Source organism: Idiomarina aquatica (assembly GCF_004362895.1).
Lineage (GTDB): Bacteria > Pseudomonadota > Gammaproteobacteria > Enterobacterales > Alteromonadaceae > Idiomarina.
Map to the genome: position 1 here is coordinate 127,348 of NZ_SNXI01000005.1, position 17,041 is coordinate 144,388.

Sequence of the window (17,041 nt, forward strand, 5' to 3'; positions counted from 1 at the left end):
CTACCATATTGTTTTAGAAAAATAATCTTTTACGAACAGCGCCAGCAAAATGATCGGTGTTAAACACGATAATGCCAGCGCAGCGATAATCAAAATAGCAAAAGCGAGTTCCGGTAATTGCATTACCCGCCCTCCTCGTTTAGCTGTTGCCAGTCAAACAACGACTGAGCGCGCCATACTCCCAGCGCACAAATTAATCCGGATACGGCGCAGGAAATAAGTGCAGCAACATAAAAACCGACCATAAAATAGCCAACCAAACCCAGTCCGGTGCCTGCCGCCATCGCCAGCGCTGCATATCCGCCACTAAGCCGGCGACTATAAAGACCCAGTACAATGGGCCAAATGGTGCTGGCAACAAATGCACCAGCAAAGTTCAGTAGAGCCCCCAGCGTGGCGATTCGGGGTAAGCAAAACAGCCAGGTCATTACACCCAAGCCTAAAATACAGTAACGGTTAAAGCGTAACAGGCTTTTGTCAGACGCATTCGGACAGAGCTTTTTATGGAATAAATCCTGCGTGACAAGATCTGAGGTTGCGGCTAACAGTGAATCGAGACTGGACGCCAAGGCTGAAAAAATAACGATAAAGACCAGCACAGCGCCCGTCGTACCCCGTACTGCAGCCGCTACCGTTGGGCCAATCATGTCGGCACTGGGCGGAAAAATTCCCAGTTGCGGCGCAGCTAAGGCAATAAAACCTGTCACAATGGGAATCGGCAACCACATCAGGCCGCCGGTAAGGTAAGCTTTGTAGGCCACGCCTTGTTTGAATGATAAAGCCCTTGACCACCACACGTTAGAATGGAAGATTTCGCCTAGCCCGAAAAAGATATTGTTAAATAAAAACATGACCGCTGCCGGAAACAGCAAATCCAGCAGTTGCGGATGCTCGGCGGACAAGTTTTGATGAATGCTGTCCAGGCCGACATTGTTGATCAACCAGAACGCAATGGCGCTAATGCCGACGATAATAATCAGCGCCTGAATAAAATCGGTAGCAATAACAGCACGCATACCGCCGAATAAGGTGTAGCCGACGCAAATAATCAAAATTGCCGTCATGCCAATGTGGTAGTCGAGGCCACTTAATGACTCGAGTAAAATGCCGCCGGCCATGCCTAAACTAATCAGCCAGCCAAATGCATAAACCACTGAAATGATGATAAACACCCACCATGCTGCCTGACCATAACGTAGCCGCACAAAATCGCCCGAGGTATAGCCATTGGGCAATAACTTCTTGATGCGTTTAGCCATAGGCGCAAACAGCAGTAACCCCAATGCCGCGAAGGAGTACCCAATCATTCCCCAAATGCCAAATTGGTAGGTCAACTGCGGCGCTACCAACGTGGTATTACTGGTGACCCAGGTTGCCATAGCGGTGGCCGCAGCAAAAGCGAAGCCAACGTTACGACCGGCTAAGGCAAAGTCCTCATGGGTTTTGTTTTTGCGCCCGAGCCAAAAACCAAAAACCACCCAAAAAATACCAAACAGAACGACAATGGTGAGTCCTACCGAGGTATCCAGAGCAAACTCAGTCATGAGTAGCACCTCGCTGAACCCGGCGGTGAAAGGTCAACAAGACGACCACCAGCACGATGAACAACAGCAAACCGACAAAAAACAGGCCCAGCGCTTGCCATAAGGGATAATGATTAACCTTAACTTGAATTACATTGCTGGGGGCTTCGATATTGTCCGCCCGGGCTCGGAGGTAATAGGTGCCGTTACTGAACCCTGTCAGCGATAGTTGTTTAAAATCGCCCAGCGCGGGAAAGTGCGTTACGGCCTGATCAAAACCGGCAGAAGTCGATGATTCGATGACTAGATTCTTAACCACCTCGCTATTTGATTCACTGACGGAAACCGTAAAATAGCCTTCGCGGACAGTATCTTCAGGACCAGACAGGGTCAGTGATTGCGCAGACACAAGCCGCGGCAATAGCAGCAATAAACACAAACTCAACAATGTAACAACGCATTTAGCGATGCCAGGCTGTCTGGTTTTCAGGCTAACCATAAAGTCCGCTTTGGCTTGCAGTACATGAATTTCAGGCTATCAGCCCCCCACGTTTATTTCAACTTTAGTCATAATCGCGCCTATACGCATGCAAACTTTAGTTAACAATCGCGAATAAACATTGCAAACAAAAACCATTTTTCGCAGGCTACCGTAGTAATATGACTAATTAACTCATACGACTAAGCCACCGGCGGATCAGGGAACAACAACAGCATGAAGTATCTTTGCAGCCTCGGCTCAAATATCGAACCCGAGCTTCACTTTTCTCGCGCTAAACATTATTTGGCAAAACTGGCAGACGAACTGGAGTTCTCCAGAGACATCACCACCAAGCCCGTCGGCATGAATACCAATCATCCGTTTTTAAACGCGTTATTCATACTCGAAACAGCACTTACGCCGACCGCACTAAAAGCGGAATTTAATCAGATTGAAGTGCTGCTGGGCCGCGATCGTTCCGATCCACTTTGCAGCGTTAAAGATCGGCCAATTGATATTGATATTTTGGGCGAACTTGATGATAACCCGGAAGTGCCCGACTATTTGCAACAGCTGATCCCGGATTTAACAGCAGTAGGAGAAACAAAGTGAGTAAGGTCGCATTGATTACCGGCGCCGGCCGGCGGTTTGGCTATGAGCTCGCCAATGATTTATTGGATCAGGGCTATACGGTGTATGCCCATTATAATTCGTCTAAACAGGGTGTTGAGCAACTAGAGCAGCGCGGTGCCATCGGCCTGCAAGCTGACTTCAGTGACATTGCAGCCATCGACGACATGATTGCCACGGTAAAAGAGCAAGCTCAGCACATCGATCTGTTAGTTAATAATGCCTCGTGCTTTTTTAATAACAGCGATGTTGACGATGACGCTGATAAGTTACAAGCAGTCTACGCGGTTCATGCTATTGCGCCCTACAAATTAATCACGGGCTTACAAGACGTACTGTCAACAGCCAACGACGGCTTGGTGATCAACATCACCGATATCTACAGCGATCGTCCATCAACCGACTACATTGCCTACTGCGGTGCCAAAGCAGCACTAGCCAACATGACCCTGGCATTTGCCAAGTCGCTAGCCCCTAATATCCGTGTCAATGCCATCCAGCCAGGCCCGATTCTGTTCCTCCCGGAACACGACAGCGACCACCGTAAACAAGTCCTGGCAGAAACCCCACTGACCGTCGAAGGCGGCCTGCAACCCATGATCGACACCGTCAAATTCTTCCGCGACAACCCGTTCCTGACCGGCGAATCCATCAAAGTCGACGGCGGCCGCGCGTTGAAGATCTGAACAGGTGTCGGTGGGGACGTTGGGCGGCGGTGATGACGTTGCGAGAAATGCGGCTGGTGATTGACCGCAGCGACGAGGATGGCTTTTTAGTGCTTCAGCACCCCCATCTCAGGGGGACGCTGCAAGTACATCCCTGTACGCTTGTTTCCGGCCATCCATGGCCTCCAACACCCCCTGAGATGGGGATGCTAAAACACTAACGCCAACCTCGACGCTGCGGTCAATCACCTTAACGCCGCTTTCTCCCAACGTCCTCACCGACACCAACGTGTTGCCAGGCTAAAAGCGAAAGGGTGACAGCAGGGCTTTAGGCTTTATGGCACGCCTATTCTGGGGGGTGTTGGAGGCCATGGATGGCCGGAAACAAGCGTACACGGACGTACTTGCAGCGTCCCCCCAGAATAGGCGTGCCGTGAAGTCTAAAAAGCCCTGTTGTCACCCTTTCGCCATCCGACGGCAACAAAAAAACCGGCGCGAGGCCGGTTTTTGTTTGCTCTCGCGCCCTAGCGCGAGCGACTAGTTTTTGAGCATTTGGCGGAGTACGAAGTGCAGGATACCGCCGTTTTTGTAGTACTGCATTTCGTTGCCGGTGTCGATGCGGCATTTGACTTTGAACTTAACCTCTTCGCCATTCTTGCGTTTGGCGACTACGTCTAGCATTTGTCCTGGTTTCAGGTCTTTGCTCAGGCCGTGAATTGAGATCTGTTCTTCGCCGGTTAAGCCGTGGGCTTCGACGCCTTGACCGTCTTCGAATTGTAACGGCAGTACGCCCATACCAACTAAGTTAGAACGGTGAATACGCTCATAGCTCTCGGCGATAACCGCTTTTACACCTAACAGACGCGTACCTTTGGCAGCCCAGTCACGGCTGGAGCCGGTGCCGTACTCTTTACCGGCCAGCACCACCAACGGTGTATCGTTCTCCATATACTTCATGGCGGCATCGTACATCGACATTTGCTCGCCAGTTGGTACATATTGAGTAAAACCACCCTCAACGTCGTCCAGCATTTGGTTTTTAATGCGGATGTTAGCGAAGGTACCACGCATCATGACTTCGTGGTTACCACGGCGCGAACCGTAAGAGTTAAAGTCTTTAACCTCGACGCCGTTTTCCTGCAAGTATTTACCTGCCGGTGAATCCGGCTTAATCGCGCCAGCCGGCGAAATGTGGTCAGTGGTGATCGAATCTGCAAATACCGCTAATACGTTGGCATCGTTGATGTCCTGCGGATCTTGCAGCGGCTGATCAATACCGTCAAAGAATGGCGGGTTTTTCACATAGGTTGAATCATCCTGCCAGTCGTAGACTTTACCTTCGGCAACATTGATCGCACGCCATTCGTCGTCGCCTTTAAAGACTTCCGCATATTCTTTACGGAACATCTCGTTATCAACAGTTTTAACCGCTTCGGCAATTTCAGCGCTCGTTGGCCAGATGTCTTTTAAGAACACAGCGTTGCCATCTTTGTCCTTACCCAGCGGCTCTTTGCTTAGGTCTGTACGCGTGGTACCGGCCAGTGCGTATGCAACGACTAACGGCGGTGATGCTAACCAGTTAGCTTTTACATCAGGGTGCACGCGACCTTCGAAGTTACGGTTACCCGACAATACTGAAGAGACCGTTAGGTTACCTTCGTTGATTGCATCGCTGATTTCGTCATCCAGTGGACCCGAGTTACCGATACAGGTGGTACAGCCATAGCCGACCAAGTGGAAGCCGAGGTCTTCCATGTATGGCGTAAAGCCTGCTTTTTTCAGATAGTCAGTAACAACTTTTGAGCCGGGCGCAAACGATGACTTAACCCAGGGTTTACGATCCAGGCCTTTTTCTACTGCTTTCTTGGCCAGCAAGCCCGCAGCCATTAATACACTGGGGTTGGACGTATTGGTACAGGAAGTAATTGCAGCAATGACCACGTCACCGTGCGACAAGCTGTAATCTTTACCTTTAACCGGTACTTCTTTGTCTGTTTCGTTGGCCTGACCGTTGGTTTCCAGAATCAGGTCAAAATTACTACCCAGCTGTTCCATATTGACCCGATCTTGCGGGCGTTTAGGTCCTGCAAGTGATGCTGTTACGCTGCTTAAGTCAAGCTCCAGAGAGTCAGTAAATTCTGGCTCGTTATCATTGGAACGCCATAAACCCTGCTCTTTGCAGTAAGCTTCCACCAGTGCCAGTGTTTCGTCATCACGGCCTGACAGGCGCATGTAATTGATCGTTTCATCGTCAACCGGGAAGAAACCACAGGTTGCGCCATATTCAGGTGCCATGTTTGAAATCGTTGCACGGTCAGCCAGAGGCAGGTTATCAAGACCCGGGCCGTAGAACTCGACGAATTTACCCACTACGCCGCGTTCACGCAGCATTTGCGTTACGGTCAATACCAAGTCGGTCGCGGTCACGCCTTCCGGTAGTTTACCGGTCATGCGGAAACCAACGACTTCGGGGATCAGCATTGAAACGGGTTGCCCAAGCATTGCGGCTTCGGCTTCGATACCGCCGACACCCCAGCCCAGCACGCCAAGTGCGTTAATCATGGTGGTATGAGAATCTGTACCAACCAGGGTATCAGGATACGCTACGGTGCGGCCGTCCTCTTCTTTGGTCCATACACTTTTACCCAGGTATTCCAGGTTAACCTGGTGACAAATACCGGTGCCGGGTGGCACGACACGGAAGTTTTCAAACGCGCCTTGTCCCCACTTAAGGAACTCGTAGCGCTCCTTGTTACGATCCATCTCCATCCGCACATTCTGTTTAAACGCTTCTGGTGTGGCATATTTATCGACCATCACCGAGTGGTCAATGACCAGGTCAACAGGTGATAACGGATTGATGATTTCAGGATTGTGACCGGCTTTATCGACCGCATCACGCATTGCAGCTAAATCCACAATGCCCGGTACGCCGGTAAAGTCCTGCATCAGGACGCGCGCCGGGCGGTACTGGATCTCGCGGTCGATTTTCTTTTCTTTTAACCAGTCGACCATCGCTTTCAGATCATCGCCGGTTACGGTTTCGCCATCTTCGTTACGTAACAGGTTTTCCAGCAACACTTTCATTGATGCCGGCAATTTATCGATATTTCCTAATGACTTGGCTGCCTTAGGCAAGCTGTAATAGTCATAACTTTTGCCCTTAACATCCAATGTACTTAACGTATCCAGACTATTTTTGCCTGACATAGTACTCTCCCATTCGCATTGAGCGTTGTTTTAGCCAATAGATACCATCAACTATAGTCAATGCAAAATCAATCGGCCATTGATTTTGTTGTTAATAGTCAAACACAATCAACAAAAACTCGCCAGCCCTGACGGTTATGTATTATTCGATAAGCATTTATTTTTACTATTAATTGTTTCTATAGAACATAGTCGATAAAGACGAAATCAGATCAATTGGGTACACTATTACTCATTGTATCAATGAACACTTAGTAAAGCACAGGGAAGCAAGGCAATGAGCCAAGTATTAGATAATTTGTTAAACCTTCTGCAGTTAGAAACTATCGAGCAAGGTATTTACCGCGGCAATAGTCAAGATTTGGGCTTTGGCGCTGTGTTTGGTGGTCAGGTTATTGGCCAGGCCCTGTCGGCAGCTAAAGAGACACTGCCTCCTGAACGTGGCGCGCACTCGTTTCACAGTTACTTTTTGCGCCCGGGTGATGCTAAAAAGCCAATTGTATACGATGTAGAAGTCATTCGTGATGGCAAAAGCATCTCCACGCGTCGCGTCAAAGCGATACAAAACGGCAAACCCATTTTTCATATGACCGCTTCGTTTCAGGAAGACGAGGTCGGCTTTGAACATCAGGACACCATGCCGGAAGTCCCCGGTCCTGAGGGGCTGGTATCAGATATTGATATCTACAAAGAGCATCAGGATTTAATTCCTGCGCCGATCCGTAATAAGTTTATTTGCGAAAAGCCAATCGAAATGCGCTTTGTGACCGCCTACAACCCGTTCAAACCGGAAAAAGACGAACCCAAGCGCTACGTTTGGCTTAAAGCCAACGGCGAAATGCCGGCTGACCTGCGCGTGCACAAATACCTATTGGCGTACGCCTCAGACTTTAACTTTTTGCCCACGGCATTGCAGCCACACGGCATGAGCTTTGCACAACCGAACATGCAAGTTGCAACCATTGATCATGCCATGTGGTTCCATCGCGATTTCCGCATGGACGATTGGTTGCTCTATGCTATCGACAGCCCATCGGCGAGCGGTAATCGTGGCTTAGTCAGAGGGCAAATCTATACACGTGACGGCACACTGGTTGCGTCTACTATTCAGGAAGGTGTGATGCGGCGCCAACGCTGACGCGTTGGCTTGCTTGGCGCTGCCGTGCAGCTTGCTTGGCAGCGCTTCGCGCTTTGCTTGACATGGCCTGTGGCCATTTGCCTGGCGGCACCGTTGGTGCCTTGAACGCCGTGACCTTGGCTTAGGTCAGTGACACGAAGAAGCCAGCGATTGCGGCGCTCATCATGTTTGCCATTGTTGCCGCGAGTAAAGCGCGCATGCCCAAACGAGCTATATCATGGCGTCGACTTGGCGCCATACCGCCTAACCCACCGAGCAGTATGGCGATTGAGGAGAAGTTGGCAAAACCACACAACACGAAAGTAATAATGACTTGCGAGTGTTCACTCAGCTGATCTTTGTAGTTAACAAAGTCCAGGTAGGCGACAAATTCGTTAATAACCAGCTTCTGGCCAATAAAGCTACCGGCAATTTGTGCCTCATCCCAGCTGATACCCAGCACATAAGCCACCGGCTGGAACACATAACCAAAAACTTCCTGCATGGTTAGTCCGGGGTAACCAAACCAGCCACCGACCCAGCCAAATATGCCATTCACCAGAGCGATTAACGCAACAAAGGCTAACAGCATCGCACCCACGTTCATGGCAAGCTGAAGACCACTGGAAGCCCCTGATGCGGCTGCATCAATGACGTTGGCAGAGTTGTCCTCGACTTCAACTTCTTCCAGATCATTACGCGGAGTTTCGCACTCCGGAATCATCATCTTAGCCATCAAGAAGCCCGCGGGCGCAGCCATGAAGCTTGCTGCAATAAGGTATTTAAGCTCAACTCCGACTCCTGCATAGCCGGCCAATACCGACCCGGATACCGAGCTCATACCACCGACCATGACAGCAAATAACTCACTACGGGTCATGGTGCCGATAAAGGGTCTGACCATCATCGGCGCTTCCGTTTGGCCGACAAAAATATTAGCTGCCGCCGACATCGACTCGGGGCGGCTGGTATTCAGTAATTTTTGTAAGCCGCCACCCAGAATACGAATAATCCACTTCATGATACCAAGGTAATAAAGCACCGAAATCAGTGACGAGAAGAAAACGATAACGCTGAGTACCTGGATAGCAAAAACAAAGCCAAACTCTTCTGATGCCAGCCCCCCAAACAAAAAGTTAATACCGGCGGAGGTGTAGCCAATAACCGCCGAGACGCCTTGAGCAAAGCTAAACAGCATCTCGCGCCCAAGGGGCACGTAAAGCACAAAGCCGGCAAGTGACATTTGAATAGCAAACGCACCGATAACGGTGCGCCAGCGAATATTCTTGCGATTGGTTGACAGTAAGTAAGCAACCAGAAGGATAACGGCAATGCCGAGTAAACTATTCATATAGGACCAACTTATTCTGCCAGCAACTGGCGTATTTTTGTTTTTATAATGTCGATAGCGATCTCGTTTTGACCACCGCGGGTGACAACCAGATCAGCGTACTGCTTGGACGGAAAAATGTGGTCGAAAAATGCCGGACGCACATACTGCTCATATTGTTCTGTAACTGACTGCAAAGTACGGCCACGCTCTTCTATATCACGCTTGATGCGGCGCAGCAGACAAATATCTAAGGGCGTATCCATAAACACCGCAATATCGAATTCCTGCCTCAACGCGGGGTCAGTTAACAGTAATATTCCTTCTACCATTATCACTTTAGCAGGAGCAACACGAATACTTTCTTGCAGGCGGGTGTGCGTTGTATGGCTGTACTGCGGCATGTCAACGCCCTCTTCGCGGCGCAGTTGCTGAATATGCTGCAATAATAAATCATGCTCAAACGCCGAGGGTTGGTCATAATTGGTCAGCACTCGCTGCTCCATGGTCATATGACTTTGATCCCGATAGTAGGCGTCCTCGGCAAGAATAGCGATACCATCACTACCCAGTTCCTCGACCAGTTCGTGATAAACCGTCGAAGCAAACAAGCTTTTACCCGAGGCTGAGGCCCCTGCGATTGCAATAACTGTCGTCTTACTCACAAGCGTGTGTTTTCCCTTAAGCTTTTCTGACCGCGCGCAATTATCCTTGATTGTTACCACAATTAAAAGTCCAGTGGTCGAAATGCTTTGTCTAATTTCGTTACAATTTTGTAACGCATCTTGCTACAGCTATACAAGTAGTCCCGCTATAGTAGCTTGGCTATTTATTGTATGACGTTATGTTCGAGAGAACGTTCTAAGGAACTTTTACGAATGAAAATGATAAAAACTTTAACGGCAGTGGCTGTTAGCGCAGCGTTACTTGGCGGATGCCAAATGACACAAAGCGCCAATGCTACGACCCAAACTGAACAATCGGTAAATCAACAACAGTTTCCTGAAGTCGAGGTAAGCTACGAAACATTCAAACTGGACAACGGCTTAACAGTAGTTGTGCATGAAGACCGTAAAGCCCCTATCGTTGCCGTCAACGTGTGGTATGCAGTGGGTTCTAAAGACGAGAAACCCGGCAAAACCGGCTTTGCTCACCTATTTGAACACCTGATGTTTAATGGCACAGAAAACTACGACGACGAATACTTTGGCCCGTTTGAGCGCGCTGGTGCAACAGAAATGAACGGCACCACCAACAATGACCGCACCAACTACTTCCAAAATGTTCCCACCCCGGCCTTAGATATGGCGTTGTGGATGGAATCTGACCGCATGGGTCATTTGCTGGGGGCAGTTACTCAGGAAAAGTTAGACGAACAGCGTGGCGTTGTACAAAACGAGAAACGCCAGGGCGAAGCACAACCTTACGGTCGTGTCTGGGGCTACTTAGCAGAGCAAACCTTCCCTGAAGGTCACCCCTATTCATGGTCCGTTATTGGCTCGATGGAAGACTTAAACAATGCTTCGTTAGATGATGTCCACCAGTGGTTCAAAGACTATTACGGCGCCTCCAACGCAGTATTAGTGTTAGCCGGTGACATTGATGTCGAAACCGCTAAAGAAAAAGTAGAAAAATATTTTGCTGATATTGCACCCGGTAAACCGCTGCAAAAGCTTGAAGCCTGGGTTGCTAAGCGCGAGGGTACTAAACGTGCCACCATGCAGGATGACGTGCCGGCTGCGCGTATTTATCGTATCTGGAATACCGCTCAGTTAGGTACTGCAGACCATGAATACCTCAGCTTACTGTCAGATATTCTGGCTAATGGCAAAAACTCGCGTTTATACGAGCGCTTAGTATACGAAGAGCAAATTGCCAGCTCAGTCGGTGGCTTCCAATTCGGTCGTGATTTGGCCGGTCAGTTCTTTATCACTGCTGACGCCAAAGCAGGTGTCGACCTGGACCGCGTAGAAGCCATTATTGACGAAGAACTTAACCGCTTGTTAACTGAAGGTCCGACACAGGAAGAGTTGCAACGCACCAAGTTCAGCACCACCGCAGGTTTTGTGCGTCGCGTCGAAAAAGTGGGTGGTTTTGGTGGTAAATCTGATTTACTTGCCTCAGGCGAGGTTTACCATGGTGACCCCGGCTTTTATGCGAAAGAAATGGACTGGCTTAAAAATGCCACCGTTAGCGATTTACAAGCAGCTGGTAAACGTTGGTTAACTGACGGCGACTTCATTCTGCACGTACAGCCACAACCTGGTTATCAGGCCGGCGAAGCGCAGGCAAGCCGTGACCAACTTCCGGACGTTGGTGATCTGCCAACACTTGAGTTACCGGAATTAAATACCTTTACGCTGTCCAATGGCCTGGAAGTATATCTTGCCGAACGCCACGATACACCTACCGTTGAAATGCGTTTGGTTGCTGACGCCGGTTACGCAGCTGACGCAGGCACTCACGCCGGTACCGCCAGCTTTGCCATGTCGATGCTTAAAGAAGGCACCGAAAATTATGGCCCTATGGAGCTTGCCGCAAAACTGGAAAATCTGGGTACGGGTTTGAATGCATACGCCAGCTTAGACACCTCAACCATTAGCCTTAACAGCTTGACCGTTAACCTGGAACAAAGCTTAGGCTTGATGAGCGAGATTATTTTGCGGCCGACCTTCCCACAAGCTGAAATCGATCGTAAACGCTCTAACTGGCTTGAAGACATTCGCAAAGAACAGGCTCGTCCGCAAACTCAGGCACTGCGCGTTGTACCCGGTTTAATGTTTGGTGAAGACCACGCTTACAGCCAGCCGTTAACGGGCTCAGGTACTGTTGATTCAATCAACGCGTTAACACGCGACGATTTAGTCGACCATGTACAAACCTGGTTACGTCCGGATAACGCCCGACTGGTTATTGTTGGTGACACCACAGAGGCGCAGATTAAGCCGTTACTGGAGCAGCAACTGGCAGACTGGCAGGCTCCGGCGAGCGCTAAGCCGAGCAAAGTCTTAGAACGCCCTGCTGCGCAGGAACAAGCGCGGGTATTCCTGATCGATAAACCCGGCACACCGCAATCATTGATCATCGCAGGTCAATTAGCCCCATCGGGTACGGTAGATAATGCTGATACTATCGATGTCATGAATACCATTTTAGGCGGTAGCTTTACCAGCCGCTTAAACATGAACTTGCGTGAGGACAAAGGTTGGTCATACGGAGCGCGCTCCATGTGGTTAGATAACCTGGGTCCGGGCCTGTTAATCGCCTTAGCTCCGGTACAAACGGATAAAACCCAGGAGTCAATTGAGGAAATTGTTAAAGAATTTACTCAATACGAGGGTGAAAATCCTGCTACTGCTGACGAGTTAGCGAAAGTAAAAGCTAATAAAGTAGCTAAATTGCCGGGCGCTTACGAGACCAAAGGTCAATTGATCAATGCAGTCAGTGACACATTGAACAAAGGCAAAGACATGCAGTACTTAGAAGCCTATGCGCAACGTGTTTCAAATATCGATTTGGATAGCGTTAAGCAAACTGCTGATAGTGTGCTGCGTCCCGACGCCATGACATGGGTTATCGTTGGTGATTTAGAGCAAATCGAAGAGAAAGTCCGTTCGCTAAATCTGGGCGAAGTCACGATTCTTGACGACGTAAAATAACAGCGCCTTAAAACTAAAAAGTGCAGGACCCGTGTCCTGCACTTTTTTTGTGTCTAAAAGATATGATTACCCAGCACCAACAGCTGACAAACAATAACGCCGGTGGTAAGAATAAGACGCATGGGGTAATAGCCTGACTGCGTTGTCATTAGTGTGCCTCGGGCCAATGTACGCTCAAACACAAGCACCAACGCAAAACCGACCATCTGCACCAACAATGCCCAAAACACGCTTTCGAGCAATAATGTTAACCAGGCCAGCAACGCAAATAGATTACTGAGTAACAACAAACTATTAGTCGCTTCACTATCCGCCCTGTGAATCGCTCTTCCCCAGAGCGTGCCCGACATAAAGCTTAAAATGATGGCACCATAAGTCAGTAGCAGCGTCATCGGTGACACCGGTATCGGTAGGTTTAGTGCCATTAATTCGGCCAGTGCAGAAATCAAGAACGGAACAAGCCCGGCATAACCCAAAAGTTGCATCAGTTTTGTTTTTGCAGATTCCATCAGAACACGTCCATTTTGTTAGTTTTTGCGTAATTGACTGTTATAACGAGAATTAACCTGGTTAAGTTTAGTTGATGAGTAAAACTTATTCCCGTTCGCTTTATTGGTTTACCCATGACCTGCGCTTATCGGATAATATCGCTTTGCAAACCGCACAACGTCAATCAGACGCACTGTGCTACTGCTATGTTATTGATAAAAACAGCCTATCGCGCGGCCGCTATGGTATGCCTAGTCTTGGTCAACAACGCCTCAGTTTTATTTGGCAGTCACTGCAAGATCTAAAGCACCAATTAGAACAAGCCGGCCACCAACTGCTGATTCGTGTGGGAGAACCACTGGACGAAATCAGCCAGTTAATCAGCCAATACCAACCAGAAGCGGTATTCGCCGGGCTTCAAAACGGCGTCTATGAGCGACGCCGGTGGCAACAACTGCAAAAGCAGTTTCGGTTTATTGCATTCAACGCATCAGCCAATAGTACCCTGTTGAGTGAACACCACCTGCCCTTTGACGAGCAACAGTTTCCCGCTTCTTATAGCCAGTTCCGGCGGCGTCTCGAGCCTTTGTCATTAAGCATTACTGCGAAGCCGGAGCAGCCAATAAATTTTGACCACAAAGCAATGGGCGGCTCGACGGCGCCCCCACTTGAGCTTACCCAAAACCTGTCTGACACCTGGCTAAGCGGGGGGGAGTCTGCGGCACAACGTCACCTGCACAGCTATTTTAGCAGCGCGGCACCGGCAACCTATAAACAAACCCGTAATGCTCTGGACGGTTTTGATCAATCGACCAAGTTGTCAGCCTACCTTGCTCACGGCAACCTTTCGCCACAGCAAGTGATTAACCGATTACGCAAGTACGAAGCAGAGCACGGCGAAAACGAATCGACCTACTGGATTGTCTTTGAATTACTGTGGCGGGAATATTTTTTCTGGTATCTACGGCATTACCAGGAGCGTGTCTTCGCCGTCGGTGGCATTAATAATATCAAGCCGCAGACGACATTTTATCCTGCCCGGTTTAAACAATGGTGTTGCGGCACTACCCCCTTCCCATTAGTTAACGCCTGTATGAAGCAACTCAACCAGACCGGTTATATGTCCAACCGTGGCCGTCAAATCGTCGCCAGCTGTCTGGTTAACGAATTAGCTATTGATTGGCGCTATGGTGCCGCCTATTTTGAACAACAATTACTGGATTATGATATCGGTTCAAACTGGGGCAACTGGCAATACATTGCGGGAGTTGGCGCTGACCCACGCGGCGGTAGGCATTTTAACCTGGACAAGCAGACTAATCAGTTTGACCCGGATGGCGAGTTTATTGCACGTTGGCAAGGCAATACCACGCGCTCGATGGACAGTACTGACGCTGCAGATTGGCCGGTTAGTTAGCCGGCTTAGCCAACACCACCGCGTTTTTACCTGCGCTTTTTGCCTGATACATAGCCTTGTCAGCCATATCGATAATGCTTTCGACCGTATGCCCCTGAGAGAGTTGGTCGCACTGGCATAAGCCGATAGATAAAGTAACAGGCAAGTGTTCTGACGCGATACCCGAGACTAATTGTGTGCGTAACCGCTCCATCATCTGTTGGGCATTTTCTGCTGAAATCATCGGATGAATGGTGGCAAACTCATCGCCACCAATACGGGCAACATGATCAGAGTGACGACTGCACGAGGTAATCATCTTACCAATAGCCTGCAACACCTCATCGCCATATTGATGACCAAACTTGTCATTCACCTCTTTAAAGTCATCCAAATCGATAAAACCGACCGCGAAAGGCGTGCCATGCTCAGCTAGCTGTTGCAGTTCTTCATTCAGTTGAGCCACAAACGCACGGCGGTTCATCACGCCGGTTAAATGGTCGGTTAAGGCCTGGCGCTTTTCAAATTCCAGCTCGCGGCGGATCTTCTCTTCGGCTTGTTGCTGGAGGGTATAATCGCGAACAATGGCAACGCCGTAAAGCGCACCGTCGACATCCATTTGATTAAGCATGATATCCACGTAAAACGTGACACCGCTGCGTTTTACCGCAGGAAACCGCAGGCCATTGCCCATAGAGCGTTTACCCGGGTGCTCAAAAAAGTGCTTTAAATGCCCCGCATGCGCCTGTCGAAACTCGACCGGAATGAGTTGATCAAGCGGCAAATCAATCAAGCCACTTGAACTATAATCAAACATAGTTGCTGCGGCCATATTGGCGGCGACAATAGTCCCTGCCTGGTCAATAACCAGGGCACCATCCGGAATGATTTCTAAGAATTCACGAAAGGTCTTTTCAATTTCCATATTAATTCAACCACTGCGATATGTGCGGCGCCGGCCTACCGATGTAATAACCCTGCAAGTATTCGATTTGTTGCTGAGTCAGATAGCCGTTAATGGCTTCGTTTTCGACAAATTCAGCAACCATCGGTATATTCAGTTCGCGGCAGATACTGATCATGCCATTTAAAATACTGGCATTGCTTTTATCTTCCAGAATGTTCTTGATGATACTGCCGTCAATTTTTAAATAATCAGGATGCAGTTGAATCAAACGCGAAAAGTTTGAGTAGCCCACACCAAAGTCATCAATGGCTATTTTAGCTCCTCGTTGACGGACTTGCTGTGCAAATTCCTCGACCGCTGAAAAATCCTCGGTCGATTCAGTCTCTGTGATTTCAAAAATCAGTTGCGCTGCGGGATGTTGGTCGAGAGTTGTCAGGATGAATTCCACGGTCTGCGGATTAAGGATATCCTCGATAGAAACATTAACCGATATCGCAACCTGATGACGTTCCGATTGCACCATCGCCTGTTGTACAACCGAGCGGGTGATTTGACTGTAATAACGCGTGGTTTTCGCTTTGTCTAAAAACAAACCGGGCGGCAGGTCATTTTTACCGTCACGTAAGCGCACCAGCGCCTCATAATAATCCACGTGCTGACCATTACTACTCTTTATCGGCTGGTAATAATTAACAAAATTATCATTGTCCAGCGCAGCCTGAATCTTCGGCATCCAGTTAATTTGGTGCGAATGACTAAAGTCACGCTCTTTAACACACTCTATTTGGTACCCGGAAAACACTTTTTTAGCTTTTGCCAGAGCGCTTTCCGCCAGCTGAATAAGCTTTTTACGGCCAACTCCCATACCTAATGCAATATCAATTTCAACATCGCCGCCATCGACTGTGAACTGCGCTTTGGCGAGTGCATCGTAGTATTGCTGTAAGTGAACTTCAAACAGGTTTGGGATCATTCTAAAATCGGCGGCAATGGCAAACTTATCGCCATAGAGCCGGTAAATATTCAACCGACTCTCGGATAAGTACTGAGCTGACCAATTGCTGAATGCGCGCAGTAACTGGTCACCAAACTCGAGGCCATAAAAGTCCACAAACGAACGAAATTTGCGAATATCTAATATCGCTAAACATTGTGCCCGAGCTTTTTTCAGGTCATTAAGCAAATCAACACGGGTTGCCAACCCGGTTACTGCGTCAAAACGCGTTTCGTTGAGGAGTTCATCCAGATAGACTTCGCGGGAGATATCCTGTAGCAACAAGACAATTTCTGACAACTGTTCATTTTCGAATAACGGAATAGTCAAGCACTTAAACCAGGCACCGCTGTCCTTGTCAGTTGTCGTTGCGGAAACCAACCGCACAATGCCATTCCAGCTCTGCTTAAACTCAATCGCGTAGTTTATCCGATCGGTTAATTGGTCACGGTTGGATGGCTCAATAAATTGCGTAAAACGTGTGCCAATAACGGCAGCATCAGTGTGTAACTGCTTCTGAAGTGACTCGCTGATAAAGACAACTCGCCCGTGCGCATCCAAGCGTGCACACAATGCGGAAGATTCTAATGCCGCAACATATTGCGAGAGCAATTGTTGATTATGCACCAACGACCCCTTA

General features: G+C 48.9%; 14 protein-coding genes. 5 read left to right on the forward strand and 9 right to left on the reverse strand.

From position 1 onward, the window contains the following. From DEU29_RS14180 to DEU29_RS05810, 3 genes are read right to left on the reverse strand one after another with little or no spacing between them, the layout of a single operon-like run. Positions 1–123 (reverse strand): hypothetical protein, encoded by a 123-nt coding sequence (locus tag DEU29_RS14180; protein WP_279513220.1) that lies wholly within the window; start codon positions 121–123, stop codon positions 1–3. Next, positions 123–1,544, reverse strand: a complete 1,422-nt coding sequence (locus DEU29_RS05805; RefSeq protein WP_133539312.1) for a sodium:solute symporter family protein — start codon at positions 1,542–1,544, stop codon at positions 123–125. The genes DEU29_RS14180 and DEU29_RS05805 overlap by 1 nt, the downstream gene beginning before the upstream one ends. Next, the gene (locus DEU29_RS05810) at positions 1,537–2,022 is read right to left on the reverse strand and encodes a hypothetical protein (RefSeq protein WP_243734491.1); all 486 of its coding nucleotides are present in this window, start codon (positions 2,020–2,022) and stop codon (positions 1,537–1,539) included. The genes DEU29_RS05805 and DEU29_RS05810 overlap by 8 nt, the downstream gene beginning before the upstream one ends. A gap of 216 nt (positions 2,023–2,238) precedes the next feature. Here DEU29_RS05810 and folK point away from each other — a divergent pair, with 216 nt between their 5' ends. Both folK and DEU29_RS05820 read left to right on the forward strand, forming a co-directional pair. Continuing rightward, positions 2,239–2,616, forward strand: coding sequence for a 2-amino-4-hydroxy-6-hydroxymethyldihydropteridine diphosphokinase (gene folK, locus DEU29_RS05815; RefSeq protein WP_133539313.1), 378 nt, complete (start codon positions 2,239–2,241; stop codon positions 2,614–2,616). Then, positions 2,613–3,320 carry an SDR family NAD(P)-dependent oxidoreductase gene (locus DEU29_RS05820; protein ID WP_133539314.1) on the forward strand — a complete coding sequence of 236 codons (708 nt, stop codon included), beginning with the start codon at positions 2,613–2,615 and terminating at the stop codon, positions 3,318–3,320. The genes folK and DEU29_RS05820 overlap by 4 nt, the downstream gene beginning before the upstream one ends. A gap of 516 nt (positions 3,321–3,836) precedes the next feature. Here the strand turns inward: DEU29_RS05820 and acnA are convergent. Next, positions 3,837–6,509: an aconitate hydratase AcnA gene (gene acnA / locus DEU29_RS05825; protein ID WP_133539315.1), complete on the reverse strand. Its 2,673-nt coding sequence runs from the start codon at positions 6,507–6,509 to the stop codon at positions 3,837–3,839. A 277-nt stretch (positions 6,510–6,786) separates the two neighbouring features. Between acnA and tesB the strand changes: the two genes are divergently transcribed. Then, the gene (gene tesB / locus DEU29_RS05830; protein ID WP_133539316.1) at positions 6,787–7,647 is read left to right on the forward strand and encodes an acyl-CoA thioesterase II; all 861 of its coding nucleotides are present in this window, start codon (positions 6,787–6,789) and stop codon (positions 7,645–7,647) included. Positions 7,648–7,768: 121 nt separating this feature from the next. On the opposite strand, the gene DEU29_RS05835 is transcribed toward tesB, so the two are convergent. Then, positions 7,769–8,977: a NupC/NupG family nucleoside CNT transporter gene (locus tag DEU29_RS05835; RefSeq protein WP_133539317.1), complete on the reverse strand. Its 1,209-nt coding sequence runs from the start codon at positions 8,975–8,977 to the stop codon at positions 7,769–7,771. An 11-nt stretch (positions 8,978–8,988) separates the two neighbouring features. Further along, positions 8,989–9,621: a uridine kinase gene (gene udk, locus DEU29_RS05840; protein WP_133539318.1), complete on the reverse strand. Its 633-nt coding sequence runs from the start codon at positions 9,619–9,621 to the stop codon at positions 8,989–8,991. 213 nt (positions 9,622–9,834) lie between these two features. Here udk and DEU29_RS05845 point away from each other — a divergent pair, with 213 nt between their 5' ends. Continuing rightward, a complete protein-coding gene (locus DEU29_RS05845; protein WP_133539319.1) occupies positions 9,835–12,615 on the forward strand; it encodes a M16 family metallopeptidase in 2,781 nt (926 codons plus the stop codon). Positions 12,616–12,668: 53 nt separating this feature from the next. On the opposite strand, the gene DEU29_RS05850 is transcribed toward DEU29_RS05845, so the two are convergent. Next, a complete protein-coding gene (locus tag DEU29_RS05850; RefSeq protein ID WP_133539320.1) occupies positions 12,669–13,124 on the reverse strand; it encodes a DUF3429 domain-containing protein in 456 nt (151 codons plus the stop codon). A gap of 74 nt (positions 13,125–13,198) precedes the next feature. On the opposite strand from DEU29_RS05850, the gene DEU29_RS05855 reads away from it, so the two are divergent. Further along, positions 13,199–14,521, forward strand: coding sequence for a DASH family cryptochrome (locus DEU29_RS05855; protein WP_133539321.1), 1,323 nt, complete (start codon positions 13,199–13,201; stop codon positions 14,519–14,521). Here DEU29_RS05855 and DEU29_RS05860 read toward each other — a convergent pair. Both DEU29_RS05860 and DEU29_RS05865 read right to left on the reverse strand, forming a co-directional pair. Beyond that, positions 14,514–15,425, reverse strand: a complete 912-nt coding sequence (locus DEU29_RS05860) for a GGDEF domain-containing protein (protein ID WP_133539322.1) — start codon at positions 15,423–15,425, stop codon at positions 14,514–14,516. The two genes, DEU29_RS05855 and DEU29_RS05860, sit on opposite strands and share 8 nt — an antisense overlap. Position 15,426: 1 nt before the next feature. After that, complete coding sequence (locus DEU29_RS05865) at positions 15,427–17,028, reverse strand: sensor domain-containing phosphodiesterase (RefSeq protein ID WP_133539323.1); 1,602 nt, start codon at positions 17,026–17,028, stop codon at positions 15,427–15,429. Between the last annotated feature and the right edge of the window lie 13 nt (positions 17,029–17,041).

Bases quoted from the DNA above. Each gene is read 5' to 3' on its own strand.
- DEU29_RS14180 (WP_279513220.1), bottom strand. From the start codon at position 123: ATGCAATTACCGGAACTCGCTTTTGCTATTTTGATTATCGCTGCGCTG.
- DEU29_RS05805 (WP_133539312.1), bottom strand. From the start codon at position 1,544: ATGACTGAGTTTGCTCTGGATACCTCGGTAGGACTCACCATTGTCGTT.
- DEU29_RS05810 (WP_243734491.1), bottom strand. From the start codon at position 2,022: ATGGTTAGCCTGAAAACCAGACAGCCTGGCATCGCTAAATGCGTTGTT.
- folK (WP_133539313.1), top strand. From the start codon at position 2,239: ATGAAGTATCTTTGCAGCCTCGGCTCAAATATCGAACCCGAGCTTCAC.
- acnA (WP_133539315.1), bottom strand. From the start codon at position 6,509: ATGTCAGGCAAAAATAGTCTGGATACGTTAAGTACATTGGATGTTAAG.
- tesB (WP_133539316.1), top strand. From the start codon at position 6,787: ATGAGCCAAGTATTAGATAATTTGTTAAACCTTCTGCAGTTAGAAACT.
- DEU29_RS05835 (WP_133539317.1), bottom strand. From the start codon at position 8,977: ATGAATAGTTTACTCGGCATTGCCGTTATCCTTCTGGTTGCTTACTTA.
- DEU29_RS05845 (WP_133539319.1), top strand. From the start codon at position 9,835: ATGAAAATGATAAAAACTTTAACGGCAGTGGCTGTTAGCGCAGCGTTA.
- DEU29_RS05850 (WP_133539320.1), bottom strand. From the start codon at position 13,124: ATGGAATCTGCAAAAACAAAACTGATGCAACTTTTGGGTTATGCCGGG.
- DEU29_RS05855 (WP_133539321.1), top strand. From the start codon at position 13,199: ATGAGTAAAACTTATTCCCGTTCGCTTTATTGGTTTACCCATGACCTG.
- DEU29_RS05860 (WP_133539322.1), bottom strand. From the start codon at position 15,425: ATGGAAATTGAAAAGACCTTTCGTGAATTCTTAGAAATCATTCCGGAT.